The 25956-nt window shown below is 72.5% G+C and carries 23 protein-coding genes; 9 read left to right on the plus strand and 14 right to left on the minus strand.

The window, feature by feature from the left end; all coding sequences use genetic code 11:
- Positions 1-2 precede the first annotated feature (2 nt).
- Entirely contained in the window at positions 3-1577 is a 1575-nt protein-coding gene (locus H6H00_RS19030) for a long-chain-fatty-acid--CoA ligase (RefSeq protein ID WP_185717093.1), read from the minus strand.
- A 248-nt stretch (positions 1578-1825) separates the two neighbouring features.
- On the opposite strand from H6H00_RS19030, the gene H6H00_RS19035 reads away from it, so the two are divergent.
- The 7 genes from H6H00_RS19035 to H6H00_RS19065 all read left to right on the plus strand — a co-directional run bounded on the left by H6H00_RS19035 (position 1826) and on the right by H6H00_RS19065 (position 10513).
- Positions 1826-2707 (plus strand): SDR family NAD(P)-dependent oxidoreductase, encoded by an 882-nt coding sequence (locus H6H00_RS19035; RefSeq protein ID WP_185717094.1) that lies wholly within the window; start codon positions 1826-1828, stop codon positions 2705-2707.
- Positions 2708-3195: 488 nt separating this feature from the next.
- Entirely contained in the window at positions 3196-4953 is a 1758-nt protein-coding gene (locus H6H00_RS19040; protein WP_439653247.1) for an AMP-binding protein, read from the plus strand.
- Between the two features lie 242 nt (positions 4954-5195).
- Complete coding sequence (locus H6H00_RS19045) at positions 5196-6911, plus strand: N-acyl-D-amino-acid deacylase family protein (protein WP_185717095.1); 1716 nt, start codon at positions 5196-5198, stop codon at positions 6909-6911.
- 5 nt (positions 6912-6916) lie between these two features.
- Entirely contained in the window at positions 6917-7474 is a 558-nt protein-coding gene (locus H6H00_RS19050; protein WP_185717096.1) for an FAS1-like dehydratase domain-containing protein, read from the plus strand.
- A gap of 5 nt (positions 7475-7479) precedes the next feature.
- On the plus strand, positions 7480-7923 hold the full coding sequence (locus tag H6H00_RS19055) for a hotdog family protein (protein WP_185717097.1): 444 nt from the start codon (positions 7480-7482) through the stop codon (positions 7921-7923).
- Between the two features lie 5 nt (positions 7924-7928).
- Entirely contained in the window at positions 7929-8963 is a 1035-nt protein-coding gene (locus H6H00_RS19060; RefSeq protein ID WP_221775593.1) for a TIGR03617 family F420-dependent LLM class oxidoreductase, read from the plus strand.
- A gap of 11 nt (positions 8964-8974) precedes the next feature.
- Complete coding sequence (locus H6H00_RS19065; protein WP_185717098.1) at positions 8975-10513, plus strand: acyl-CoA carboxylase subunit beta; 1539 nt, start codon at positions 8975-8977, stop codon at positions 10511-10513.
- Between the two features lie 45 nt (positions 10514-10558).
- On the opposite strand, the gene H6H00_RS19070 is transcribed toward H6H00_RS19065, so the two are convergent.
- The 11 genes from H6H00_RS19070 to H6H00_RS19120 all read right to left on the minus strand — a co-directional run bounded on the left by H6H00_RS19070 (position 10559) and on the right by H6H00_RS19120 (position 21697).
- On the minus strand, positions 10559-11713 hold the full coding sequence (locus H6H00_RS19070) for an acyl-CoA dehydrogenase family protein (protein WP_185717099.1): 1155 nt from the start codon (positions 11711-11713) through the stop codon (positions 10559-10561).
- Positions 11714-11817: 104 nt separating this feature from the next.
- Entirely contained in the window at positions 11818-12408 is a 591-nt protein-coding gene (locus H6H00_RS19075) for a TetR/AcrR family transcriptional regulator (RefSeq protein WP_185717100.1), read from the minus strand.
- Between the two features lie 140 nt (positions 12409-12548).
- Positions 12549-13430 carry a 4,5:9,10-diseco-3-hydroxy-5,9,17-trioxoandrosta-1(10),2-diene-4-oate hydrolase gene (gene hsaD / locus H6H00_RS19080; RefSeq protein WP_185717101.1) on the minus strand — a complete coding sequence of 294 codons (882 nt, stop codon included), beginning with the start codon at positions 13428-13430 and terminating at the stop codon, positions 12549-12551.
- The gene (locus H6H00_RS19085) at positions 13427-14503 is read right to left on the minus strand and encodes a zinc-binding dehydrogenase (protein WP_185717102.1); all 1077 of its coding nucleotides are present in this window, start codon (positions 14501-14503) and stop codon (positions 13427-13429) included. Before H6H00_RS19085 ends, hsaD begins: the two co-directional genes overlap by 4 nt.
- Complete coding sequence (locus H6H00_RS19090; protein ID WP_185717103.1) at positions 14503-15243, minus strand: enoyl-CoA hydratase-related protein; 741 nt, start codon at positions 15241-15243, stop codon at positions 14503-14505. Before H6H00_RS19090 ends, H6H00_RS19085 begins: the two co-directional genes overlap by 1 nt.
- Before the next feature lie 22 nt (positions 15244-15265).
- Positions 15266-16441, minus strand: coding sequence for a CaiB/BaiF CoA transferase family protein (locus H6H00_RS19095; protein WP_185717104.1), 1176 nt, complete (start codon positions 16439-16441; stop codon positions 15266-15268).
- Complete coding sequence (locus H6H00_RS19100) at positions 16438-17475, minus strand: acyl-CoA dehydrogenase family protein (RefSeq protein ID WP_185717105.1); 1038 nt, start codon at positions 17473-17475, stop codon at positions 16438-16440. Before H6H00_RS19100 ends, H6H00_RS19095 begins: the two co-directional genes overlap by 4 nt.
- Positions 17460-18635, minus strand: a complete 1176-nt coding sequence (locus H6H00_RS19105) for an acyl-CoA dehydrogenase family protein (protein WP_185717106.1) — start codon at positions 18633-18635, stop codon at positions 17460-17462. Before H6H00_RS19105 ends, H6H00_RS19100 begins: the two co-directional genes overlap by 16 nt.
- A 1-nt stretch (position 18636) precedes the next feature.
- A complete protein-coding gene (locus H6H00_RS19110; protein ID WP_185717107.1) occupies positions 18637-19719 on the minus strand; it encodes an acyl-CoA dehydrogenase family protein in 1083 nt (360 codons plus the stop codon).
- Positions 19716-20885, minus strand: coding sequence for an acyl-CoA dehydrogenase family protein (locus H6H00_RS19115; protein ID WP_185717108.1), 1170 nt, complete (start codon positions 20883-20885; stop codon positions 19716-19718). Before H6H00_RS19115 ends, H6H00_RS19110 begins: the two co-directional genes overlap by 4 nt.
- A 2-nt stretch (positions 20886-20887) precedes the next feature.
- A complete protein-coding gene (locus H6H00_RS19120) occupies positions 20888-21697 on the minus strand; it encodes an enoyl-CoA hydratase-related protein (protein WP_185717109.1) in 810 nt (269 codons plus the stop codon).
- A gap of 107 nt (positions 21698-21804) precedes the next feature.
- Here H6H00_RS19120 and H6H00_RS19125 point away from each other — a divergent pair, with 107 nt between their 5' ends.
- Complete coding sequence (locus H6H00_RS19125; protein ID WP_185717110.1) at positions 21805-22578, plus strand: SDR family NAD(P)-dependent oxidoreductase; 774 nt, start codon at positions 21805-21807, stop codon at positions 22576-22578.
- Position 22579: 1 nt separating this feature from the next.
- Positions 22580-23368 carry a citryl-CoA lyase gene (locus tag H6H00_RS19130; protein ID WP_185717111.1) on the plus strand — a complete coding sequence of 263 codons (789 nt, stop codon included), beginning with the start codon at positions 22580-22582 and terminating at the stop codon, positions 23366-23368.
- Between the two features lie 18 nt (positions 23369-23386).
- Here the strand turns inward: H6H00_RS19130 and panC are convergent, their stop codons facing one another.
- Together panC and H6H00_RS19140 are read right to left on the minus strand one after the other, a co-directional pair.
- Positions 23387-24265 carry a pantoate--beta-alanine ligase gene (gene panC / locus H6H00_RS19135; RefSeq protein ID WP_379539941.1) on the minus strand — a complete coding sequence of 293 codons (879 nt, stop codon included), beginning with the start codon at positions 24263-24265 and terminating at the stop codon, positions 23387-23389.
- A 64-nt stretch (positions 24266-24329) separates the two neighbouring features.
- Complete coding sequence (locus tag H6H00_RS19140; RefSeq protein ID WP_185717113.1) at positions 24330-25952, minus strand: flavin-containing monooxygenase; 1623 nt, start codon at positions 25950-25952, stop codon at positions 24330-24332.
- Positions 25953-25956 lie beyond the last annotated feature (4 nt).

The following is a 25956-nucleotide window of genomic DNA, read 5'->3' on the forward strand; positions in this document are numbered from 1 at the left end:
GCTCAGTTGACCCCCCGGTCCTTCCCGGCCCAGTACGGCGCCCGCAGCTCGCGCTTGAGGATCTTCCCGGCTCCGGACTTGGGCAGCGCGTCGGCCCGGAAGTCCACGGAGCGGGGCACCTTGAAGCCGCCGAGCCGGGCCCGGCAGTGCGCGACCAGGTCCTCCACCGCGGGCTCCGCGCCGGGCCGCGGCACGACCACGGCATGCACGCGTTCGCCCCAGGAGTCGTCCGGGACGCCGATCACGGCCGCCTCCAGGACGTCCGGATGGGTGTAGAGCACGTTCTCGACCTCGGCCGAGTACACGTTCTCGCCCCCTGAGATGATCATGTCCTTGACCCGGTCGACGATGTAGACGTACCCCAGCTCGTCGGCCCACGCCGCGTCGCCGCTGTGGTACCAGCCCTTGGCGTCGAGCGCGGCCGCGGTCTCCTCCGGACGGTTGAGGTAGCCGACCATGATGTTCGGGCCCCGGGCCCAGATCTCGCCGACCTCCCCGGGCGCGGCCCGGGTGCCGTCCTCGCGGTGGATCTCCACCTGCACCCCGATCACCGGCGCCCCGGCTGACCGCAGCCGTCCGGCGAACGGCTGCTCACCGGCCGCCCCGCGCCGGTGGTCCTCCGGGGTGCACTGGGTGAGCAGCGGGGCGGCCTCGGTCATCCCGTAGAGCTGGCTGAACTCGCACGGCAACAGCTTCATCGCGGCCTGCTGGAGCTGGTCGGGCATCGGAGAGGCGCCGTAGAGCAGCAGTCGCAGGCTGGACAGGTCTCGGTCGGCGGTGCCCGCGTGGTTCACCAGCATGTTGATCATCGACGGCACGATGAGGATCAGGGACACCCGCTCACGCTCGATGGTCCGGCCCACCAGGTCGGCGTCGAAGCCGGGGACGAAGACGTGCACCCCGCCGATCCAGGTCACCGCGTAGGTCTGCGACCCGTCGGCCAGGTGGAACATCGGCCCGGCGTGCAGGTACCGCTCGTCCGGGGTGTGTCGGATGGCGAGCAGGGCGTGCTTCGCGTTCGCGACCAGGTTGCGGTGGCTGAGCAGCACGCCCTTGGGCCGCCCGGTCGTGCCGCCGGTGTAGAAGATGCCGGCGATGTCGTCGGGGGCCGGGTTCACCGGGGTCGCCGGCGCGTGGGTGACCAGCGCGTCATGGGAGGCCGCGCCCTGCGGGGCGGGGCCGTCACCCATGTGCACGAGCGTGGTGAGCGTCGGGCAGCGGTCGAGCAGCGAGCGGCCCACCGCCAGGTGCATGTCGTCCACGGCCAGGGCGACGGTGCCGCAGTCGTCGATGATGAAGGCGAGCTCCTCCTCGCTGAGCCGGAAGTTGAGGTCGTTGAGGACGGCGCCGATGGCCGGCACACCCAGCCAGTACTCCAGGTGTCGGTACCCGTTCAGCGCCAGCACGCCGATCACGTCGCCGGCGCCGATGCCGAGTGAATGCAGCCCTCCGCCGAGGGCGGCGACGCGCCGGGCCAGTGTGGTGTAGTCGAACCTGACGTCGCCGTCGACGACCGCGGGACGCTCGCCCGCGACCAGCGCGGCCCGCTCCAGGGCCCAGCGCAGGGACTCGGTCATGGGGTGATCCTCCAGATCTTCGTCCACGTGACCATGGTCACGATGGTCCAGGTACCGTGGCGATGCACAGCTCCAGATGGGTGATGGAGGCGGGATTCCGGGCCGAACGCGGTGTAATGATTATGCGATAACTGGGTGCGGGTGGGACGCGATCCGGGCGCTGGCGTGGCTCGCCGGGACCGAGCCTGGCACCGGCTGCCGGTCCCGCCCCAGGTGACCGGTCGGACGACGAACGCTGGGGAGACGACATGTCAGGTGTGGACGGACGGGTGGCCATCGTGACCGGAGCCGGTCGCGGTCTCGGCCGCAGCCACGCCCTGCGGCTGGCCGCGGGTGGTGCACAGGTGCTGGTGAACGACCCGGGGGTGGGTCGCGGTGGGGAGGGTGGCGACGGCAGTCCGGCGCAGGGCGTGGTCGCGGAGATCACCGCCGCGGGCGGGGTCGCGGTGGCCGACCACCACGACATCTCCACCGACGACGGCGCCCGGGCGGCGGTCACCGCCGCGGTGGAGGCCTTCGGCGGCGTGCACGTCGTGGTGAACAACGCCGGGATCCTGCGGGACACGACGTTCCACAAGATGACCACCGAGCAGTGGCAGGCCGTGGTCCGCGTGCACCTGGACGGCTCGGCCTTCGTCACCAGGGCGGCCTGGCCGCACCTGCGCGAGCAGCGCTACGGGCGGGTGGTGATGACCACCTCGGGCGCCGGCCTGTTCGGCAACTTCGGGCAGGCCAACTACGCCGCCGCGAAGCTCGGCGTCGTCGGCCTCATGCACACCCTCGCGCTCGAGGGCGCGCGCTACGGCATCCGCGTCAACTCGGTCGCCCCGGTCGCGCTGACCCGGATGACCGCCGGGTTGCTCGACGCCTCCACCGACCTCGACCCGGCCTGGGTGTCGGCCGCGGTGGGCTGGCTGTGCACCGAGGAGTGCGACCTCACCGCCGAGATCGTGCGGGTCAACGGGCCGCACTTCAGCCGGGTGCGGCTGGTCGAGTCGCTCGGGGCGGATTTCGTCGAGCCGCCGACGGACGACGCGCTGGCCGGTCGCTGGGCCGAGATCGCCGACATGGTCGGCGCGAAACAGGGCGAGGCCGCCGTCGCCGTCGCCCGCCGGGCCGGGTCGGCCTGACGGCCGACGCACCCGCCGGGCCCGACCACGGCCGGGCGCGCCGGCCTGCCTCACCTCGGCCGCAGTCGTGGAGCCGCGTCGGCTCCGGAAGGAGAATTCCGATCTGCGCCGGGCGAATGAGATCGCGGACGCCGCGGGTGCATCCCGCCCGGCGGGACGGACCCGGAGGGCCGAACGGGAATCGGTCACCCGGAGCCGGACAGGACCGGTCCGGGATCGATCCGATTCCGCGGGGTCTCGACATCGCCTCGCCGACGTTCGACGGCCGGCCCACCCGGCACCGCGATCGGGTGGGAACGCGTTCCGGGGCCTGGTGGATCCAGGTCCGCGCGGGCCGGTAGCGGAGGCGGGCTCGGTCGTCCCCCGCGGGGCGCGGGGTATTGACCTGAAGTTAACTGCCGTTCACACTCCTGCCTGCTGCGCAATGCCGGGCGACGGTAGACCGGGCATGTGCTTCCACCACGCAGGCGCGACGAAGCGGAGTCCACGTGACATCCACAGCCGTACAGGCGACATCAGCCCCCGCGCAGGACGCGCCGGACCGGGTCGGGGAGCCCAGCTACGCGTACCGGATGCCCGGCAGCCCGCTGCTCGGCGCGACCATCGGGGAGCATTTCGACCAGGTCAGTGAGCGGTTCGCGGACAACGAGGCCGTGGTGGCGCTGCCCCAGGCGCGCCGGCTGAGCTATCGCGAGCTGCGCGCCGAGGTCGACGCGCTGGCCAACGGGATGCTGGCGCGGGGGATCGAGCGCGGCGACCGGGTGGGCATGTGGGCCACCAACCGCTGGGAGTGGGTGGCTCTGCAGTTCGCCACGGCCAAGGTGGGCGCCATCCTGGTCACGGTCAACCCGTCCTATCGCGTGCTCGAGCTGGAGTACGCTCTCAACCAGTCGGGTATGCGGATGCTGGTGACGTCGCGGGGTACCCGGTACGCCGACTACCTCGCCATGCTCGGGGAGATCGCCCCGGAACTCGCCTCGGCCACGCCGGGCCGACTGGTGTCGGCGCGGTTGCCGCACCTGCGCGACGTCGTGGTGCTGGGGGAGGAGGCGGCGCCGGGCACCATCACCTTCGCCGACCTCGCCGCGGCCGGTGCCGCGGCCGACGAAGGCGCGCTCGCCGAGCGTGGCCGGAGCCTGCAGTTCGACGATCCGATCAACATTCAGTACACCTCGGGAACCACCGGCTCGCCCAAGGGTGTGGTGCTGACCCACCACAACCTGCTCAACAACGGCTACCAGCACGGCCTGGAGACCCAGCGCACCCACCTCGACCGCGTGGTCGCGCACATGCCCTTCTACCACACCGGCGGGATGAGCTGCACGACCATGGCGACCGTCTCGCACGGGGCGACACTGATCATCCCGAGCGAGACGTTCGATCCCGTCGCGGTCCTGCAGGCGGTGCACGACGAGCGGGCCACCGTGCTCAACGGGGTGCCGACCATGTTCGTGGCGATGCTGGCGGTGCCTGACCTCCACCGCTTCGACCTGACCAGCCTGCGCACCGGCTTCATGGGCGGTGCCCCGTGCCCGATCGAGATCGTCCGGCGGGTGGTGACCGACCTGCACGTCCCCGACTTCGTGATCATGTTCGGCCAGACGGAGTCGTCCCCGATCATCGTGGGCACCACGATCGACGATCCCGACCACGTCCGCGCGAGCACAGTCGGCCGGCCCTACCCCCACATCGAGATCAAGGTGGTGGATCCGGCCACCGGTGACGTCGTGCCCCGGGGTGTGCAGGGCGAGGTGTGTGCGCGGGGGTATCCGGTGATGCGCGGGTACTGGGAGAACCCGGAGGGTACGGCCGAGGCGCTCGACGAGGCGAACTGGCTGCACACCGGTGATCTGGGGGAGATGGACGAGCACGACTACCTGAAGATCACCGGCCGGAAGAAGGACATGATCATTCGCGGGGGGGAGAACATCTATCCCGCGGAGCTCGAGGGGCTGCTCTACGGGTTCGACCCGGTCGAGGAGGTCCAGGTCACCGGGGTGCCCGACGCTAAGTACGGCGAGGAGGTGGTCGCCTTCGTCAAGCTGCGCGACGGCGCGGTGTGCACCGAGGACGAGCTGAAGGACTTCTGCCGGGCCCGCGTCGCCCACTTCAAGACCCCGCGCTTCGTACTGTTCGTCGACGAGTTCCCCATGACGGTCACCGGCAAGATCCAGAAGTTCCGGCTGCGGGACCTCGCGATCGAACGTCTCGGGCGGCAGCAGGCGGCCGCGATCGCGACCGCCTGACGCCCCACGTCGGTCCAGCGGGGTGGCCGCGTGAGCGCGTCGAGCGGCCGGCTCCGCATCGCGATCACCGCGGTCACCGTCTCGTCGGTGACCGGGCCGCGCCGCAGGGGCGGTCCTGCTCGCGTCCCGCCCAGCCGGGCGGGACGCACTGTCGCCGACGGCGGTCGGCATCCATTGAACCAGGCGTCGACGTGAGCTAGGTTTACCGTGGTTAACGTCGACCAGTTGACAGGGAGGGCCTGATGGCTCGTTTCGACACCGTCATCAAGAACGGCATGATCATCGACGGCACGCGGGTGCCTCGCTATCGAGGTGACATCGGTATCGTCGACGGCAAGATCGCGAGCATCGGGCGCATCGCCGAGAGCGATGCGGACAAGGTGGTCGACGCGACCGGCTGCATCGTCGCGCCGGGGTTCATCGACCTGCACACCCACTACGACGCCCAGGTCTACTGGGATCCGTACTGCACGCTGTCGGGCTGGCACGGCGTCACCTCGGTGGTGATCGGCAACTGCGGGTTCGGGTTCGCGCCGGTGCGCCCGGAGATGCGCGAGCGGATGATGCTGAGCATGACGCGGGTCGAGGCGATCCCGTTCGACTCGATGAAGGCCGGCCTGCCCTGGGACTGGGTGTCCTACCCCGAGTTCCTGGAGAGCCTGGACCGCACCCCGAAGGGGGTGAACCTGCTGCCCTACGTGCCCACCGGGCCGTTGCTCGTCTGGGTCCTCGGGCTGCAGGACGCCAAGGACGGCCGCGAGCCGACGCCGGACGAGATGGCGGAGATCAAGCGCCTGCTGCACGAGGCGATGGACGCGGGGGCATGCGGCTGGTCGGCGCAGCGGCTCCCGGCCACCGGCGGGATCGCCAACCAGCGCGACTACGACGGCACCCCGATGCCCTCGGACAACATGTCCGACAAGACCGCGCTGGAGTTGGCGAGCGTGCTCGCCGAGCGCAACGAGGGCTTCATCCAGATGACCTACGCCAGCGGCGACCCCAAGCACGACGGGGCGCACTATGCGGAGCTCGCCGAGGTGTCGGGCCGGCCGATCCTCTACAACGTGCTGCAGACCAACGACTTCCACCCGCACCGCCACCGCAACACGATCAAGTGGCTGGAGCGGATGCGTGAGCGCGGCCTGCGGGTGTACGGCCAGGCGATGACCACCGCCGCCGGGTTCACCTTCACCTTCGAGGACTGGAACCTGTTCGACGACTCCGACGCGTGGGCCGAGGCCACCACCGGCACGCTCGAGGAGAAGATGGAGAAGCTCGGTGACCCGGCGCGTCGCGAGCGCCTGCGCACCGAGATCTCGACGGGCGTCACGGGGCCGATGGAGAACATCGTCGTGCTCAAATGCGAGAACCCGGACCTGAAGAAGTACCACGACCTGTTCCTGGGCGAGATCGCCGAGGCCGAGGGCAAGTCCGCCGTGGACGTCATGCTCGACATCGCGGTCGGCGACGACCTGAAGGCGATGTTCTTCGCCGAGTCGTTCAGCAACTCGCTCGACCTGCTCAAGGAGGTCGTGGCCTACCCGTACTCGATCTACGGGGTCTCCGACGGTGGGGCGCACACCAAGTTCCTGACCGCGGGCCGCTACCCGACCGAGACGATCATCCGGTTCGCCCGGGACAACGACATCATCTCGCTGGAGGAGGCACACTGGCGGCTCAGCGCCTTCCCGGCGTTCTGCGCCGGCTTCCAGGACCGCGGAACCCTGCGGCAGGGCGCCCCGGCCGACATCGTGGTCTACGACCTCGACCAGCTCGCCATCACCGACACCGAGGTGGTCTACGACCTGCCCGGCAACGAATGGCGCCGCATCCAAAAGGCCGTCGGGTACCGCTACATCATGGTCAACGGCGAGGTCACGATGATCGACGGCAAGGACACCGGGGCCACGCCCGGCGTCGTGCTGCGGCACGGCGGCGCCTCGACCGGCAACGGCTGAGAGCTGTGGCCGGACCGCAGTGGGACCTGACGTTCGGTACCTGGGAGGACGCCGAGGCGATGGTCGGCGCCGAGCTCGGCTCGTTCGAGGGTGCCGACGAGGTGACCCGGGCCGACATCCGCCGCCGGCTGGAGACGCTGGCGCTGGACTGCCCGTTGCACTACGACGAGCAGGTCGCGAAGGTCCACGGGTACCGGGGTGTCGTGTCGCCGACCGCGATGCTGATGACCTGGTCCATGCCGCCGTACTGGCGGCCGGGGGAGGCACGGCCTGTCGAGGGCGCAGCGGCCTACCTGCCGGACTACCCCGCGGTCCACGTACCGGCGCCGGGGGACAGCCTGTTCGTGGTGCGCTCGGAGACCGAGTACGGCGAGCCGGTGTACCCCGGCGACCGGATCTCGGGGGTGTCGCGGCTGCAGAGCATGAATCGCAAGCGCACCGCGGTCGGCGACGGGGCGTTCCTGGTGGTGGAGACGGTCTACCGCAACCAGGACGCCGCCGTGGTCGGCACCGAGCGGGTCACCTATTTCCGCTACACGGCTCAGCAGCCGGGTCAGGAGTGAGTCCGGTGGAGCACACGCTCTACGCCGATGAGGTCACCGCGGGCATGCCGGTGCCGGTGTTCGCCCTGCCGCTGACGCCGCAGCGGCTGGTGATGGAGGCCGCCTCGAACCGCGACTTCGCGCCGATCCACCACGACGCGGAGTTCGCCCGGCAGACCGGTGCGCCGACGATGTACGCCAACACCATGCTGGTGCAGGCGATGTTCGACGCGACGCTGCGGCAGTGGATGGGATTGGGCGGCCGGTTGCGGATGCTCGACATCTCGATGCGGTCCTTCTCCTGCGCGGGCGAGGTACTGGCCTGCGAGGGTCGGGTCGAGCAGGTGCGCACGGAGGGGGCCGAATCCCTCGCCGACGTCGAGCTCTGGGCCACCGCGGGCGGGCGCCGCTCGGTCACCGGCCGGGCCACGGTGGTGCTGCCCCGTGACCGGCCGGGCCGGCCGGGGTGAGCGGCGTGGTGGAGATCGACTTCTACGCCAACCGGCGCCCCGAGCTGGCGACCGTGGGGGCCATGGCCGCGGACCTGGAGAACGCCGGCTGCAGTGGGCTGTGGTCCATCGAGGCCGGCAGCGACCCGCTGCTGCCGCTCGCGCTCGCCGCCGCGTCGACCAGCCGGATGCTGTTGGGCACGGCCGTGGCGGTGGCGCTCGCGCGCAACCCCGTGGTGCTCGGGCAGGCCGCGCACGACCTCAACGTGCTGGCCAGCGGCCGGTTCGTGCTGGGGCTCGGGTCGCAGGTCAAGACACACATCGTGCGTCGCTACGGCCTGGAGTGGTCGCACCCGGCCGCGCGGATGCGCGAGTTCGTCGGCGCACTGCGCGCGGTGTGGGCGTGCTGGAACGACGGCGCCCCGCTGGACTTCCAGGGCGAGTACTACCGGCACACGCTGATGACCCCGACGTTCGCCCCGGACCCGTCGCCGTACGGTCCGCCGCGGGTGATGCTGGCCGGGGTGGGCGACATCATGACCCGGCTGGCCGGCGAGGTGGCCGACGGTTTCGCCGGTCACCCGCTCACCACGCCGCAGTACCTGGCCGAGGTCACCCTGCCCGCGCTGCAGCGCGGGCGCGAGCTCTCCGGGCGGGACCGCTCCGGCTTCACGGTGATGGCTCCGGTGCTGGTGGTCACCGGCTCGGACGCCGCCGCGACGGACGCGGCCCTCGCCGCAACCCGGCTCCAGATCGGCTTCTACGCCTCGACACCGGCGTACCGGACGGTGCTGGAGTCGGTGGGCGCCGGAGCGGTCGGGCCGCGGTTGACCGAGCTGTCCAAGCGCGGCGAGTGGGACGAGATGGGCCGGTTGGTGTCCGACGAGCTGGTCGAGGCCTTCGCGGTGGTGGCGCACCCGAAGGACCTGGTCGCGGCCATCCGGGCGCGGTTCGACGGTCTGCTCGACCGGGCGGCCCTCTACGCGCCCTACGACGTCGCCAACGACGTCTGGCACACGGTTCTCGAGTCCGCGACGAACGAAAGGCGGGCCGACCGCTGAACGCCGACGGCATGGACACCCATCTCGACGAGCTGCGCGAGCGCCGCACCGAGGCGCTCGGGATGGGCGGTCCGCGGCGCATCGCCCGCCAGCACGCGAGCGGCAGGCTGACCGCGCGCGAGCGCATCGACCTGCTGATCGACCCGGGATCGTGGTTCGAGCTGGGTCTGTTGACCAAGCCGGAGCTGCGCCGCGAGGGCGACGCGACGGCGGCCGACGGCGTGGTCACCGGGTGGGCCACCGTGGACGGCCGACGGGTCGCCGTCATCGCCATCGACGCCACCGTGCTGTCCGGGACCACCGCCGCGGTGAACGCCCGCAAACAGACCCGACTGATCACCGCCGCCGGTCGCGCCGGGTTGCCGATCATCACCCTGGCCGACGCCGACGGCGGCCGGATGCCCGACATCATGGGCTGGCGGTTCGGCGGGCTGCCGCTGGACTTCAAGCAGTTCCTGACCCCACCCGACGGGTACCCGGCGGTCCCCCGGCTGGTGGCGGCGCTGGGCCCCTGTTACGGCGATTCGGCGCTCCAGGCGGCGGCCGGGCACTTCACCGTGATGACCGAGCAGGCCTCGGTCGCCCTGTCCGGGCCGTCCGTCGTCAGCACCGCCATCGCCGAGAACGTGACCCACCTGGATCTGGGCGGTCCCGGCGTCGCGGCCGTCGAGGCGGGCACCGCCCACGCGGTGGTCGCCGACGAGCAGGCCGCCATCGCCTGGGTCCGGCGCGCGCTGGGGTACCTGCCCGACCACGCCGCCGCGGCCGCCCCGGTGGCGGTGCCGCAGCCGCCCGCGACGGACGCCGAGGCGCTGCTCACGCTCGTCCCGACCGAACGCAAGCGCGGCTACGACATGCGCAAGGTGCTGGCGGCGATCGTCGACCGGGACTCGCTGCTGCAGTGGTGCGAGACCCGCGGCAAGTCCGTGATCACGGCGCTGGCCCGGATCGAGGGCGGCCCGGTCGGCATCGTGGCCAGTCAGCCGATGCAGCGCGCCGGGACACTCGACGTCGAGGCCCTCGACAAGTATCTCGGGTTCATCGAGATCTGCGACACCTTCAACATCCCGCTGGTCATGCTGCACGACGTGCCCGGTCTGATGATCGGCACCCAGGAGGAGCGCCGCGGCGTGCTGCGCTACCTGGAACGGATCGCGGTCCGGCTCTCGACCGCGATGGTGCCGCGGATCAGCGTGATCATGCGCAAGTCCTACGGTGGCGGCTACTTCCTCATGGGGGGCTCGCAGACCGCGCCGGACATGCTGGTCTGCTGGCCCACCGCGGAACTCGGCTTCATGGCGCCGGAGGCCGGCGTCCGCACGGTGCACCGCGGCGACCTGGAGCGCGAGCTCGCCCAGGGCGGCACCGAGGCCCGGGACCGGCTGTTCGGCAAGCTCACCGAGGAGTGGCAGCTCGAGTCCGAGCCGTGGGAGGCCGCAGCGCACTTCTACGTCGACGACGTCATCGACCCGCGCGACACCAGGCGCGTGATCGCGACCGCGATCGACGTGACCTGGGGAAACCACGAACGCGTCCGCCACCGGCCCTGACGCCGATCCCGGGCCCGCACGGCGGGCCCGGGACGGGTGTGTTCCTCAGTAGGACCGGGGCAGTCCGAGCGAGTGCTCGGAGACGTAGTTCAGGATCATCTCGCGGCTGACCGGAGCGGTGCGCAGCAGCCGGGCCATTCCCCACATGTCGGCCAGCCCGTACTCGGACGCCATCCCGTTACCACCGTGGATCTGGATCGCCGCGTCCAGGCAGCGCAGTCCCGCGTCGGCCGCGGCGAACTTCGCCATGTTCGATGCGGCACCGGCGTCCCGGCCGCTGTCGAACAGCCAGCCGGCCTTCTGCGTCATCAGGCGGGCCAGCTCCAGCGCGATCTTGGCCTCGGCCAGCGGGTGGGCCAGGCCCTGGTGGGCGCCGATCGGCACGTCCCAGACGTGGCGGTCGTTGGCGTAGCGCGAGGCCTTGCCCAGCGCGTAGCGACCGATCCCGGCGCTGACCGCCGCCACGGTGATCCGCTCGGGGTTGAGGCCGGTGAACACGTGCCGCAGGCCTTCGCCCTCTGCGCCGATCATGCGGTCCGGGGTGACCACGACGTCGTCGAAGTGCAGGAAGAACTGCTTCTCCGCGACCTTGAGCTCCATCGGGATCACGGTCCGGGTCAGACCGGGCGCGTCGGTGTCGACCACGAACAGCGACAGCCGCGAGCGCCCGGTCGCCTCGTTGACACCTGTCCGGGCGACCAGCAGCATCTGGTCGGCCTCGTCGATGCCCGAGGCGTAGTACTTGGTGCCCCGGATGCGCCAGTCCTCGCCGTCCCGGACGGCCGAGGTGGTGATCTTGTGGGTGTTGAGACCGGCGTCGGGTTCGGTGATGGAGAACGCCATCTTCTTGGCGCCGTTCGCCATCGCGGGGAGCCAGCGCTGCCGCTGCTCGGCGCTGCCGTGCTGGGCGATGACGGGTGCCGCGATGCCGGAGGAGACGATCAGGACGAGCATCGGACAGCCGGCCGCCGCGAGCTCCTCGCACACGATCGCGAGCTCGGTGATCCCCTGACCGCCGCCGCCGTACTCCTCGGGGATGTTCACCGCGACGAACCCGGCGTCGGCGAGCGCCTGCCACAGCTCGAGCGCGGGCTCGCCGCGGCGGGTGATGTCGACGAAGTAGTCGTGGCCGAAGCCGCCGGCGATCTTCGCGACGGTCTCGCGGATCATGGACTGTTCGGACGTCTCGACGAAACTCATGACGGCCTCCGGGAGGACGGGTAAGTGAACCGCGGTTAACACTAGGTGCCGGAGGCGCGCGAGTCTACGTCCGGACCGGGCCGCCCCAGGAAGAACTGCCGCGGTCAGCCGGCGGCCGAGCCGAGGGCGGCGGCATCAGCAGGCCGGGTCAGCAGCACCGCGGCGGCGCCGGAACTCAGCAGTCCCTGCACCGTGGCGTCGTCGAGTTGGGCCGGCATGTGGGCCGCCGCGTTGAGCAGCGACAGGACCGCCGTGACCACGCCGCGGGCCTGCGTGGCGCCCAGGTCGCTGCGGACCTGGACGAGCGCGTCGGTCCAGATCGACTCGTAGTCGCGTTGCCGACGGCGCAGTGCCCGCAGCGCCATCGGCGACAACGCCCGGTGCTCGCGCACGTACACCGCCACCAGCCGCCGGTGACGTGAACCGAACCCGGCATGCACCTCGATCAGTGCGTGCAGCACGTCCTCCGGGCCGCCGGTGCCCGCGGCGCGGCGCGCGCCCGTCAGCAGCTCTGTCATCGCGGAGGTGCACAGATCCCGCAGGATGGCGTCCTTGTTCTGGAAGTGGCGGTACACCGCCGGCCCGGTGACGCCCGCGGCGGCTCCGATGTCGTCGATGCCCACTGCATGGAAACCCTGCCGCGAGAACAACTCGGTGGCGACCTCCAGGAGCACGGTCCGCCGGAATCCGGCCACGGTCTCACCTCCGGCTCGGCACGCGCGGAACCGCCGGGACACGCGGGAACCGACGACACGGATGATCCGGTTCATCCTACCGGCGGCAGCGCTTGCTCCCGACCGGAGTCACATCGTCGTTCCACCGGTCCGCGCGGATGTCACGGCCCGGTCAGGAACGTGATGGTGAGGGCGTCGAACTCGGCCTGGTGCTCGAGCTGGGCCCAGTGCCCGCACCGTGGGAAGACGTGCAGGCGGGCGTCGGGCATCCGGCGGAGCATGAAGAACGCCCCGTCGAGGGGCAGGACACGGTCGTCGCGGCCCCAGGTCAGCAGGGTCGTGTGCGGGATCCGGTGCACGTCGCGCCAGAGCTCCTCCGGGACACCGGTGCCGAAGGTCGTGAACAGGCGGGTGGCGTAGTCGACGGCGTCGGGTTCCGTGGCCGCGGCGTAGCGCTGCTCGAGCAGGCCGGGTGGGACATCACGGGGCGCGTAGGTCATGACCTCGATCAGGCGCTGCATCTTCTCGATGCTGGGCCCCGGCGGGGCGTAGAAGTCGAAGAGGGTCTTGAGTCCTTCGGAGGGTTCGGGGGAGAGCACGGGCAGGGTGCCGCCGGCCGGGCCCATCAGCACCATGCGGTCGACGCGGTTGGGGTAGTCGAGGGCGGCGCGCAGTGCGGTACCGCCGCCGAGGGAGTTGCCCAGGAGATGGACCCGGGGGATGTCGAGCGCGTCCAGCAGTACGTTGAGGATGTAGGCGTTGAAGGTCCAGACGCCGTCCTGGACGACGGGCTTGTCCGAGCGGCCGTAGCCGGGCTGGTCCAGGACGAGGACGCGGAACTCCTCGGCGAGCCCGGCGACGTTCTGCGAGAAGTTGCTCCAGCCCGAGGCGCCTGGTCCGCCGCCGTGCAGCAGGACGAGCGGGGGTCGGTTCGCGGCCCGCTCCGTGCGGGTGCCGGTGTCGTGCAGGTGGATGCGGTGCTCGTCGACCTGCACGAAGCGCGACGTCGACTCCGCGGTGATCCCGGGGAGGGTGCTGGTCACGATCCGTCCTCCACGTCAGGGGTCAGGGCGATCTTGATCACGCCGTCGCGGCGGGAGCCGAACAGCTCGTACGCCTCGTCGGTGGCCGAGAGCGGCATCCGGTGGGTGAACAGCTGCGACAGGTCGGCCGGACCGTGCTCGGCCAGCGCGAAGAGCCGGCGCAGCCGATCGCTCCCGGACGGGCATAGGCTGGTGACGATCTTGCGCTGGTAGAACCCGAGTCCGACCGGGACGTCGAGGCTGCGGTGCGCCGCGTACACCCCGACGCTGGACACGGTGCCGTCTAGGCGAGTGCACTCCAGCGCCGCGGCGAAGGTCTCGGCCCGGCCGAGCGCCTCGATCGCGACGTCCACGCCGCGCTTGCCGGTCAGTTCCCGGATGCGGGCCACCGCGCCCTCGGGCTCGACCACGACGTTGGCGCCGAGCCGCATCGCCATCTCGGCGCGCTCCGGTACGCCCTCCACCGCGATCACGAGTCCGGCGCCGTGCATCCGGGCTCCCGCGGTGGCACAGAGCCCGACGGGTCCCTGGGCGAAGATCGCGACCGTGTCGCCGGTCTCCACGTTCGCGCGCTCGACCGCGGAGAATCCGGTGGACATCACGTCGCCCGCCAGCAGGGCGCGCTCGTCGGACAGGCCCTCGGGCACCTTCGCCATGTTGATCGTCGCGCGCGGCACCACGAAGTGGTCGCCCTGGCAACCGGCCAGGGCGTTGGAGATGCCCGGCACCTTGCCCAGGACCAGGCAGGCCTGCAGCTGCCCCCGCAGGCAGTTGCCGCACTCGCCGCAGCCGACGACGCAGGACGCGACCACGCGGTCGCCGACGGCGAACCCGCGGACGTTCTCGCCGAGCACGGCGACGGTGCCGACCGCCTCGTGGCCCATCCCGACCTGCTCGACGCCGCGGGGCATCGGGAACTCGTGCAGGAAGTGCAGATCCGAGCCGCACACGGTGGCGAGCCGGGTGCGCAGCACGGCCTCGTCCGGCCCCGGTTCGGGGACCGGGGCCTCGAGCAGTTCCAGCTTGCCCATCCCGGTCTTCGACCAGGTCCGGTTGACCGTCGTGGTGGTCATCATCGTCCTCCGCTTCGCCTGCGCATCGACCACATCTGTGGTGCCCGCTCGGTCTGTACCGCCGTGTCCCAACCGACCGCCGGCGGGCCGGTCTCCATCCGGAAGCTGCGTACCGCGGCCCTGGCCAGCGCCGGGTCCTTGGCCACGCCCGCGGCGAACTCCATGGCCCGGGCCTCGACGGCGCCGTCGTCCACGGACTCCCACGCCAGGCCGAGCGCGACGGCCCGGTCACCGTCGATCTCCGCGCCGCCCAGTGCCATCGCGGCCGCGGCCTCGCGCCCGGCCAGCCGCGACAGCAGCACGAAGTGCCCGCCGCCGGGGTGCAGCCCGATCCGCAGGAACCCCGACATCAGCCGGGCGTTCCCGGCGACCACGCGCATGTCCGTGGCCAGGGCCAGGTTCATCCCCGCACCGACGGCGGCGCCCCGGACCGCGGCGATGGTGAACGCCCGGACCCGGCCCACCCGGGTGAACGACTCGTAGATGACCGACAGCCCGGTGTAGGTGGCGTCGTCGGCCGGATCGGAGCCCGCGCCGGCCAGGGTGCCGGTGTGCGCCCCGGCGCAGAACCGGCCGCCGGCGCCCCGGATCACCAGCGCCCCGACACCGTCGTCCGCGTCGACCCGCTCCAGCGCCGCCACCATCTCACCCGCCATCTGCGGCGTCAGCGCGTTGCGCCGCTCCGGTGCGTTCAGCGTCAGTACCGCGACACCGTCGCCGATCTCGAGATCTACCTCCACCGTTCCTCCTGTGCCCCGTCGGTCATTCCGCGACCACACCGGTCGCGATCAGCTCGTCGATCTGCTCGCCGGTCATCTCCAGCCCGCCCAGCACCTCCCTGGTGTGCGCCCCGGGCCGGGTCACCACCGGACCCGCGGTGGTGACCCAGCCGCTCATCCGCGGGACCGGGCCGACCTGGCCGGGCGACGGCAGGACGCCGCGGCGGTGCGCGGTGGCGAAGGCGTCGGGCAGCGACCGGACCGGTGCGACCGCGGTGTCGACCGCGCCGAGCCGCTCCAGCCAGGTGGCCAGCGGGGCGCCGGCGAAGGTGTCGGTGAACACCGTGCGCATCTCGTCCCACCGGGTCGGGTCGTCCTGCTGCTCGATCAGCTCGGGCCGGCCGATCGCCGTGCAGAGGTTGGCGAAGAACTTCGGCTCCAGCGCGCCGACCGAGATCCACTGGTCGTCGGAGGTGCGGTAGCAGTCGTAGAAGGGCACCGCGCCGGAGAGCAGCCCACCACCCCACGACGGGTCGGGCGCGCCGGCGCCGATCCAGGCGGGGACCACCTGGAGCAGGCTCAGCAGGCCCTCGTACATCGACACGTCGACATGGGTGCCGCGGCCGGTGCCCGCCCGGCCGGTCAGCCCGGCGAGGATGCCGAACGCGGCCAGCAGCCCGCCGGCGGCGTAGTCGGCGGCCATGTTCAGCGGGATCCCGGGACGCTGGCCGGCCCGGGTGCTGGCCGAGAGCAGCCCGGCCTCGGCGATGTAGTTGAGGTCGTGCCCGGCGTGCTGGGCGAGCTCGCCGGTCTGCCCGTACCCGGTGAGCGAGCAGTAGACCAGTCCGGGGCTGGTGGCCGACAGGGCCGGGTATCCGAGCCCCAGCCGTTCGCAGACGCCCGGGCGGAACCCCTCCACGAATACGTCGCTGCGCGCGGCGAGCCGCAGGGCGATGTCCAGGCCGGCCGGATCCTTGAGGTTCACCACGATCGAGCGGCGCGACCGGTGCAGGGGGCTGAGCCCGAGGCGCCGCGCCTCGCGCCCGCCGTGTGCCCCCAGGTTGCTCACGCCGCTCCCGGGCCGGGTCGAGGGCGGGGCCTCCAGGGTGATCACGTCGGCGCCGAGGTCGCCGAGCAGCGTCGTCGCGAACGGACCCGGCGCCAGCGCCGAGAGGTCGAGCACCCGGACGCCGGCGAGCGGCCCTGTGCCTGCGGTCATGTCGTCGTCCTCACGTGGTGGTCGGTGGTGGGGCGGTCGAACAGGGTCGTGGCGAGTCGGGCCCGGTGCGCGGCCGGCGTCCCGCAGGCCAGCTCGAGCGCCTTGCCGCGCTTGAGCCACAGGTGCAGGTCGTGCTCCCAGGTGAAGCCGATGCCGCCGTGGCACTGCAGGGCGTGCTCGTTGGCCGCCCGCCCGGCATCCGAGGCGGCCACCGCGGCGACCGCGGCTGCCGCGGTGGCCTCCGGGTCGTCGGTGGCGAGCAGGTGGGCGGCGACCCGGACGGAGGGTCGGGCCATCTGCACGGCCACGTGCGCGTCGGCCAGGCGGTGCTTGACGGCCTGGAAGGACCCCACCGGGCGGCCGAACTGGTGGCGCTGCCCGACGTATCCGACCGTGACGTCGACCAGGTGGGACGCGACGCCGAGCAGCAGCGCCGCGTTCGCCACGGCCGCCCGGTCGAGCAGCCGCCGGACCGGCCCGGCACCGGGCAGCAGCGTGTCCGGCCCGGTGTCGGCGGTCACGCTCGACAGCCGCCGGGAGCGGTCGAAGGCGGGCTGCGCGACGCTGGTCCAGCATCCGCGCTCCACGGCGTGCAGGCCGTCGGGTGCCGCCAGGATCAGCAGGTCGGCGTCGGCGCCGCAGGCCACCAACGGCCGGCCGGGCAGCGCCACGGTGGCCACCGCCGCACCCGACGCGATGGCGGGCAGCCAGCGCTCGCGCTGGGCGTCGGAGCCGCGGTCGTCCAGCGTCAGCGCGGCCAGCGCGGTCTCGGCCAGTGGCAGCGGGAGGGCGGCCCGTCCGGCCTCCTCCAGCAGCACCGCCACCTCCAGGTCGCCGAGGCCGAGGCCGCCGAACCGCTCGGGCACGGCGGCGCCGAGGAAACCGACCTCGGCCAGCTGCGCCCACAGCCCGCGGTCGAGCCCGGCGCCGTCGTCCCAGGCGGCGCGGACCCGCGACGGCGGGCACTGCGCGGACAGGAAGGAGCGCGCCCCCTCGGCGAGCGAACGCTGGTCCGGGGTCAGGTCGAGGTCCACCGGGGCTCCCTCGGCAGGCCGAGCACGCGCTCGGCGATGATGTTGCGCTGCACCTCGCTGGTCCCGGCGAAGATCCGGGACGCCCGCGCGTGCCAGTAGCGGCGGTGCAGCCCCGGCGCGGCCAGGTTCAGCGACGCCTGCGGCGTCAGCTCGGCGAGCGGGCCGAGGATGCGCAGCGCCGTCTCGAAGATCCGGGCCTCCATCTCCGACCAGTACAGCTTCGTGATGCTCGCCTGGGCGTCGGTGGGCACGCCGGCCGCCAGCCGGCTGGTCACGAGCTCGATGTGCCGGCGGAACTGCTGCACCTCGACGAACCGGGCGGCGACCTCGTCGCGCACCACGGGGTCGTCGGCCACCCCGGCCCGGTGCGCCAGCTCCACCAGGTCGTCGACGTCGCGGGCGAAGCGGGCATGGTCGCCGAGCCCGCCGCGCTCGAAGCCCAGCGTGGCCATGGCCACCGCCCAGCCGTCCCCGATCCCGCCGACGACGTCGGTCAGCGGCACCCGGACCCCGGTGAGGAACACCTCGGAGAAGCCCGGCTCGCCGTGCAGCTGGCGGATCGGCCGCAGCTCGACGCCGGGGGAGTCCATCGCGATCATCACGAAGGTCAGGCCCCGGTGCCGTTGCTGCGCCGGATCCGTGCGGACCAGCGCGAACATCCACTGCGCGAACGCCGAGAGCGAGGTCCACACCTTCTGCCCGGTGATCACCAGCTGGTCGCCGTCGAGCTCGCCGCGGGTGCGCACCGCGGCCAGGTCGCTGCCGGCGTCGGGCTCGGAGAAGCCCTGACACCACAGCTGCTCGCAGCTGAGCATCCCGGGCAGCCAGCGCTGCTGCTGCTCGGGCGTGCCGAGGGCCATCACGGTGGGTCCGGCCATGCCCAGCGCCAGCCGGTTCAGGCGCACCGGAGCGCCCGAGCGCACATACTCCTCCCCGAACAGGGCCTGCTCGATCAGCCCCGCGCCGCCGCCGCCGTGCTCGCGCGGCCAGTGCAGCGCCGCGTACCCGGCGTCGTGCAGCTGCCGCTCCCACACCCGGTGCGCGGCCACCCCCTCCGCGGTGTAGGGCGGCGGCAGCGGCTCCGCCGGCACGTGGGCGGCCAGCCAGTCGCGGGCCCGCGCGCGGAAGGACGTCTGCGCGGGGGAGTAGGTGAGGTCCACCTCAGATCCTCGTGATCGTCGGCCAGAGCTCGTCCGGACCGGCGGTGACCACCGCGCGTCCGAGCTCGGCGGCCCAGTGCTCGTCGGACCCGAACTCCTCGCGCCACGACCACAGCCGCCGCGTCAGGTGGTGCAGCCGGTGCTCCTGGGTGAAGCCGATCGCGCCGTGCACCTGGTGGGCGATCCGCGCCGCCGGGCCGGCCGCCGCGCTGGTGCGGGCCTTCGCGGCGGCGACCGCCAGCCCGAGGTCGGCCGGGTCCGAGCCGCGCGAGAGCGAGGCGACGGCCGCGTCCGCGGCCGCACCGGCCGCGGCGGCCAGGCCCGCGAGCACCGCGACCTGGTGGGCGACGGCCTGGAACCGGCCGACCGGACGACCGAACTGCTCGCGCTCGCCTGCGTAGCGCACGGTCAGCTCCAGCACCGTGCCCAGCGCGCCGGCCAGCTGCACCGCCCTGGCCAGCGCCCCCAGCCGGTGGAGCTGCGCGGAGGTGCCCGCCGGGACCTCCGCGACGTCGTCGGTGGGGATCTCCGACCCGGCCGCGACCAGGTCGTCACGGGGTTCGCCTGCGAGGTTGTCACCGGCGGCCAGCGTGAGATGCGCCGGGTCGAGCAACGCAACCAGCTCGGGACGGTGACCCCCGCCGACGCCGGCGACCAGGATGCGGGTGGCGAACCTGGCGTAGGGCACCCGCGGCGCGGTCCCGTCCAGCACCACCCCCGCCCCGGTCCGCCGGATCGTCAGCCCGGGTCCGAGCGCGACCGTGCTCGGCCCCAGCGGGAACGCCAGCCCGGACACCGCGCACCCGGCGGCGACCGGGAACAGCGCCTCGGCCAGCGGCACCGGCCCGGCGTGCGCGGCGACCACGCGCAGCACGGCCGCGGCTTCGGCCGGCTCCCCGCCGGACCCGCCGAGGTGCTCGGGCACCCCGACCGAGGTCATGCCGGCCTCGACCAGCGCGGCCCACAGCGGCTGGCTCCAGGAGCCCTCGGAGGCGGCGACGAGCTCGGGCGGGCAGTGGTCGGCCATGATCTCGCCGACGGTCCGCTCCAGCAGCGCCCGGTCGTCGGGCGATCCCGCGTTCATCGCAGCCCCAACCCGCGGGCCACGATTCCGCGCAGCACCTCGTTGGTGCCTCCGCGCAGCGTGAACCCCGGCGCGTGCAGCACGGCGCGGGCCAGCTCTCGGGCGAACGGGTCGGCGGCGGTGGCGCTCGGCTCCACCGGGGCCACAGAGCGCGCGACGTCGATGATCTCGTTCTCCAGCGTCGTGCCGACGTCCTTGACCAGCGCGGCGGCGACGTCGGGAGCCTCCCCGCGGTCCAGGGCGGCGGCGATCTGCACCGAGAGCCTGCGCAGGGTCCACAGCTGGGCGACCAGCTGCCCGATGGCCACCGCCTGGCGCCGGTCGTCGGGGTCGGCCACCCGGACGAGCGCGGCCAGCAGCGGCAGCGTGGACAGGAACCGCTCCGGACCGCTGCGCTCGAAGGCCAGCTCGGAGGTGACCTGGCTCCATCCGGAGCCGATCTCGCCGAGGACCATGTCGTCACCCACGAACACGTCCTCGAGGAGGACCTCGTTGAAGTGGTGCTCGCCGTCGAGCAGCCGGATCGGGGAGATGGTCAGCCCCGGCGACCGCAGGTCGACGACGAACTGGCTCAGCCCGTCGTGTCGGGCCGCGTCGTCGCGCGGCGAGGTGCGGCACAGCGTGATCATGTAGTCGCAGCGGTGGGCCTGGCTGGTCCAGACCTTGGTCCCGTTCAGCCGCCACCCGGCACCGTCGCGGCGCGCCGTGGTGCGCACCGAGGCCAGGTCCGATCCGCTGTCCGGCTCGCTCATCCCGATCGCGAAGAAGGACCGGCCGCGCGCCATCTCCGGAAGCAACCGCTCGCGCTGCTCCTCGGTGCCGTAGCGCAGCAGCGCCGGCCCGCTCTGCCGGTCGGTCACCCAGTGCGCCACCACCGGCGCCCCGGCGGCGAGCAGTTCCTCGATCACCACGAAGCGGTGCAACGACGGCTGCTCGTGGCCGCCGTAGCGGCGCGGCCAGGTCATCCCCAGCCAGCCGCGGTCGCCGAGCCGGCCGGAGAACCCGGCGTCGAACCCGGCCAGCCAGGAGTCGCTGGTGCCCTGGATGGTGCCGCGGTCGCGCTCGGCCCGGAGGAACTCCCGGACCTCGCCGCGCAGCGCCTCGGCCGCCGGTGGCAGGCCGGCGTCGGGAAGCCGGATCGTCGTCGTCGTCGACGTCGTGGGCATGCTCAGCGCCAGGGCGAGAAGTCGGGCTTGCGCTTCTCCATGAAGGCCCCGGAGCCCTCGGTCTGCTCGCCGGAGGCGAAGAACCCGGGGTTGACCTGGTTGAGGATGGTGAACCGCTCCTGCTCCTCGCGGATGTGCGCGGTCGAGTCGTCGAACGATTTCTTGATCAGCTTGAGCACCGTGGGGCTGAGCGCGAGCAGTTCCGCGCACCAGCGCTCGACCTCGGCGTCGAGCTCCTCGGCGGGTACGACGGCGTTGACCAGGCCCCAGTCCAGCGCCTGCTGCGCGGTGTAGCGGCGGCAGAGCATCCAGATCTCCTTGGCCCGCTTCATCCCGACCACCGTCCACAGGTGGCTGACCAGCCAGCCCTCCGCCGGGCTGGCCACGCGCGGGCCGTTCTGACCGAACACCGACCGGTCCGAGGCGATCGTGAAGTCGGTGACGTAGGCCATGTGGTGGCCGCCGCCGATGGCGTAGCCGTCGACGCGGGCGATCACCGGCTTGAGGCATTCGCGGAAGGCGCGGTAGAGCTCCTTCATCAGCTTGTCGAACGAGTCGTCGCCGGCGCGGAAGGTGTCCTCGTTCTCGACGCTCACGTCGCCGCCGGCGGAGAACGCGCGCTCGCCCGCGCCGGTCAGCACGATGACGCCGACCTGGCTGTCCGCGCCCGCCCGCCAGATCGCGTGGGCGAGCTCCTTGACCGTGTGCGGGGTGAACGCGTTGAGCTTGTCGGGCCGGTTGATGGTCACCCGTGCGACCGCGTCCTTGACCTCGTACAGGATGTCGGAGTATTCCTCGACCGTTGCGGTCATGATCCGGCGCCTCCCTTGTCGGGTATGATGATTACGAGGATCGTAGGGATGTCGTGGGGGCAAAGTCCACCACTCGCCCGGCCCACCGATGACGCTGAGGAGACGACATGACCGGTGTAGACGGACCGACCGCCGACGGGGACGCCCGCCGGGTCGCATTCGTGACCGGCGGCGCCGGGGGTATCGGCACCGCCGTCTGTCGACAGCTCGCGGCGGCGGGCCGCACCGTCGCCGTCGCCGACCTGTCGCGGGAGGCGGCCGAGAAGGTGGCCGCCGACATCGACGGCATCGGCGTCCCGCTCGACGTGACCGACCCCGACTCCGTGGCGGCGGCGGTCGCCGAGACCACCGAACGGCTCGGCGCCCCGACCATCGTGATCAACGTGGCGGGCTGGGACGAGCTCAAGCCGTTCCTGGAGACCGACGAGGACTTCACCCACAAGGTGCTGGAGATCAACCTGAACGGCCCGATCAGGGTGCTGCGGGCCACCCTGCCGGCCATGGTCGAGGCCCGGTACGGCCGCGTGGTCAACATCGCCTCCGACGCCGGCCGCGTGGGCTCGTCGATGGAGTCGGTGTACTCCGGGGCCAAGAGCGGCGTCATCGGCTTCACCAAGACCATCGCGCGGGAGTTCGCGAAGTACGGCATCGCGGCCAACACGGTCTGCCCCGGGCCCACCGACACCCCGCTGCTGCGCCAGATCACCGCCGGTGAGCGCTCCGGCAGCATCATCGCCGCGATGACCAAGGCGGTGCCGATGCGGCGGATGGGCACCCCCGACGACGTCGCGCCGGCCGTGGTGTTCCTCGCCTCGGACGCGGCCGGCTACATCACCGGGCAGACGCTGTCCGCCAGTGGCGGACTGACGATGAGCGGCTGACGTGCCGCCGGCGGACGCCGAGCCGTACCGCACGAGTCTCGGCACCTCCTCACCCGACGCCATCCGGCTGCTCGGCCACGACCTCACCGAGGAGCTGATGGGGTCGGTGTCGTTCGCCGACCTGGCGTTCTGGCTGGTCGCGCTGCGCCGCCCGACCGCGGGGGAGAGCCGGCTGTTCAACGCGGTGCTGGTGGCGTTGACCGACCACGGCTTCACGCCGATCGTGCTCGCCGCCCGGCTGACGCTGCTGGGTGCACCCGAGGCCGTGCAGGGTGCGATGGCCGCAGGGCTGCTCGGCGGGGGATCGCGGTTCCTGGGCACCACCGAGGACACCGCGGCGTTCCTCGCCGACGGCCTGGCCCGCGAAGCCGGACGGGCCGACCTGGACGCGCTCGCCGCCGACCTGGTCCGGGAGCGGAAGGCCGCGCACCGCACCGTGCCGGGGCTCGGGCACCCGCTGCACAAGGACGGCGACCCGCGCACCTCGGTGATCCACCGGATCGCCGAGGAGGAGGGGGTGGCCGGGCCGCATCTCGCCCTGCTCGCCGCCGTGGGCCGGGTGCACCCGGCGATCCTCGGCCGGACGCTGCCGGTCAACGGGGCCGGGGTCTGCGGGGCGGCGCTGGCCGATCTCGGGATCCCGCCGGGTCTGGTCCGGGGGGTCGCGCTGGTGGCCCGCTCGGCCGGGATCCTCGGACACCTGGCGGAGGAGATGCGGGACCCGATCGGGCGCCGGGTCTACGACTCGGTCGACCGCAACGCCGAGTACGTCGCGCCGGACCCCGGGTGAACCGGTGCCGCCGCGTCGCTACAGGTGCAGGCCGATGTTGTCGATGAGATGGGTCGTGCCCAGCCGGGCGGCCACCAGCAGCCGGGCCGGGCCGGGCCCCGGGTCGACGTTCAGCGCGGTGCCGCGCAGCTCCAGGTAGTCCACCGCGAGCCCCCCGTCCCGCTCGAGAACCGCACGCGCGGCGTCGAGCACCGCGGCCGGGCCGTCCGCGGCCGCGGCGGCACCCGCCGCCAGCGCCCGGAACAGCGTCGTGGCGCGCGACCGTTCGGCCGGGGTGAGGTACACGTTGCGGCTGGACAGGGCCAGGCCGTCCGGTTCGCGGACGGTGGGGACGGGCACCACGGTCAGCGGGAAGTTCAGGTCACGCACCATCCGGGTGATCAGCGCGAGCTGCTGATAGTCCTTCTCACCGAAGTACGCGAGGTCCGGGGCGACGATGTGGAACAGCTTCGCCACGACGGTGAGCACCCCGGCGAAGTGGCCGGGCCGGACCGCGCCCTCCAGCTGGGCGCCCAGCGGACCCGGCACGACCGTGGTGTCCGCACCCTCGGGGTACATGTCGGCGACACCGGGCAGGAACACCAGTTCGACGCCCTCCTCCCGGCACGCGGCGAGGTCGGCCTCCAGCGGGCGGGGGTAGCGGCCGAGGTCCTCACCCGCCCCGAACTGGAGCGGGTTGACGAAGATCGACACGACCGTCGCGGTGTCCCCGGCGGCGCGGCGGGCCTGCCGGATCAGCTCGCGGTGCCCGGCGTGCAGGGCGCCCATCGTCGGCACGAACGCGATGCCGCGGCCGGTCGCGCGCAGGGCCCGCACCGCTGTGGCGAGGTCCCCGGGGCTGCGGTGGATCTGCGGTCCGCCCACGGTGCGGTCCTCGGGTGTCCGGGTGCCGTCCACTGGTCCTCCTCGTCGAGGTTCGTCGGCCGGACGGCGTGTCGGGCGGGCGCGGACCCGGTGTGGGTCAGACCGCCGGTTGCCGGTCGAAGCCCTCGTAGCCGTTCGCCGCGACATCCTCGCACGTCCGGCGGTAGAGACCGAAGCTTCCGAAGAAGAACAGCGGCCGGCGGGCCTTGCCGGGGATGTTCGCCCCGTCGTACCAGGACCCGGACGGCCCGGCCACGATCCGCTCGGCCTGGGCCTGCACGTGGTCGGCCCACCGCTGCTGGGCCTCGTACCCGGCCTCGACCACGGCGAGGTCGCGGCGCAGGGTGTCCTCGATGCAGGTGGCGATCCACTCGACGTGGTGCTCGATGGACACCGGCAGGTTGCCGAAGGTGGCGCCGGGGCCGGTGATGGTGAACATATTGGGGAACCCGGCGACGGCCAGCCCCAGGTAGGTGCTCGGCCCGTCGGCCCACGCGTCGCGCAGCGCCAGGCCGTCGCGGCCGGTGATGTCGATCCTCGTGAACGGTCCGGTCACCGCGTCGAATCCGGTGGCGAGGACGAGCACGTCGAGTTCGATCTCCCCGGCCGTGGTCCGGATGCCCCGCGGGGTCACCTCCTCGATGGGCGACTCCCGCAGGTCGACGAGCGTCACGTCGTCGCGGTTGTAGGTCTCGAAGTAGTCGGTGTCGATGATCGGCCGCCGGCCGCCGAACGGATGGTCGGTCGGTGTCAGCTTCGCGGCCGTGTCCGGGTCGGCCACGGTCTCGCGGATCTTCTCGCGGACGAAGTCGGCGGCGAGGTCGTTGGCCCTGATGTCGGTGAGCAGGTCGCGGTAGGAGCCGAACACGAACCGGAACCCGCCCTGGTCCCACAGCTCCTCGAAGGTCTTGCGGACCTCCTCCGGGGTGGCGTCCAGGGCGGAGCGGCCGTTGTGCTGCCAGGGGAAGCCGCTGAGCGACCACTTGGCCTTCGCCCAGATCGCGTCGTAGTCGGCCCTGATCTCCGCAAGCACCGCCCGGTCGACGGTGTGGTGGCGCGCGGGCACGGTGAACTGCGGGCTGCGCTGGAACACGTGCAGGTGCGCGGCCTGCTCGGCGATCACCGGGATGGCCTGCACGCCGGTGGAGCCGGTGCCGATCACCCCCACCCGCCTGCCCGCGAGGTCCACCGGCTCGTGCGGCCAGCGGCCGGTGTGGTGGCACTCGCCGGCGAAGGTGTCGAGGCCCGGGAGGTCGGGGGTGTAGGGGGCGGCGGCAAGCAGACCCATCCCGGTGACCAGGAACCGGGCGGTGACGGTGTCACCGGCGCTGGTCCGCACGCGCCAGGTGCCGTCGGCGTCCTGGTACCGCGCAGCCTCGACGCGGGTGCCGAGGCGGACGTCGCGCAGCAGGTCGAAGCGGTCCGCGACGTGCTCGAGGTAGGCGAGGATCTCCGGCTGGCGCGGGTACTTGCCGCTCCACTCCCACTCCTGCAGCAGCTCCTCGGAGAAGGAGTAGCAGTACACGTAGCTCTCGGAGTCGCAGCGCGCCCCCGGGTACCGGTTGAGGTACCAGGTGCCGCCGACCCCGTCGGCCGCCTCGATCACCACGGTCCGCAGGCCGAGCACGTCACGCACCCTGTGCAGCATGTAGAGGCCGGCGAACCCGGCTCCCACGATCACGACGTCGACGTCGAGGTCGGTGCGGTTCGATCCGGTCACGGTG

The organism is Pseudonocardia petroleophila, from assembly GCF_014235185.1.
GTDB lineage: Bacteria > Actinomycetota > Actinomycetes > Mycobacteriales > Pseudonocardiaceae > Pseudonocardia > Pseudonocardia petroleophila.

Bases quoted from the DNA above. Each gene is read 5' to 3' on its own strand.
- H6H00_RS19115 (WP_185717108.1), bottom strand. From the start codon at position 20,885: ATGCCCACGACGTCGACGACGACGACGATCCGGCTTCCCGACGCCGGC.
- H6H00_RS19030 (WP_185717093.1), bottom strand. From the start codon at position 1,577: ATGACCGAGTCCCTGCGCTGGGCCCTGGAGCGGGCCGCGCTGGTCGCG.
- H6H00_RS19110 (WP_185717107.1), bottom strand. From the start codon at position 19,719: ATGAACGCGGGATCGCCCGACGACCGGGCGCTGCTGGAGCGGACCGTC.
- H6H00_RS19095 (WP_185717104.1), bottom strand. From the start codon at position 16,441: ATGACCGCAGGCACAGGGCCGCTCGCCGGCGTCCGGGTGCTCGACCTC.
- H6H00_RS19065 (WP_185717098.1), top strand. From the start codon at position 8,975: ATGGACACCCATCTCGACGAGCTGCGCGAGCGCCGCACCGAGGCGCTC.
- H6H00_RS19070 (WP_185717099.1), bottom strand. From the start codon at position 11,713: ATGAGTTTCGTCGAGACGTCCGAACAGTCCATGATCCGCGAGACCGTC.
- H6H00_RS19085 (WP_185717102.1), bottom strand. From the start codon at position 14,503: ATGACCACCACGACGGTCAACCGGACCTGGTCGAAGACCGGGATGGGC.
- H6H00_RS19045 (WP_185717095.1), top strand. From the start codon at position 5,196: ATGGCTCGTTTCGACACCGTCATCAAGAACGGCATGATCATCGACGGC.
- H6H00_RS19120 (WP_185717109.1), bottom strand. From the start codon at position 21,697: ATGACCGCAACGGTCGAGGAATACTCCGACATCCTGTACGAGGTCAAG.
- H6H00_RS19125 (WP_185717110.1), top strand. From the start codon at position 21,805: ATGACCGGTGTAGACGGACCGACCGCCGACGGGGACGCCCGCCGGGTC.
- H6H00_RS19035 (WP_185717094.1), top strand. From the start codon at position 1,826: ATGTCAGGTGTGGACGGACGGGTGGCCATCGTGACCGGAGCCGGTCGC.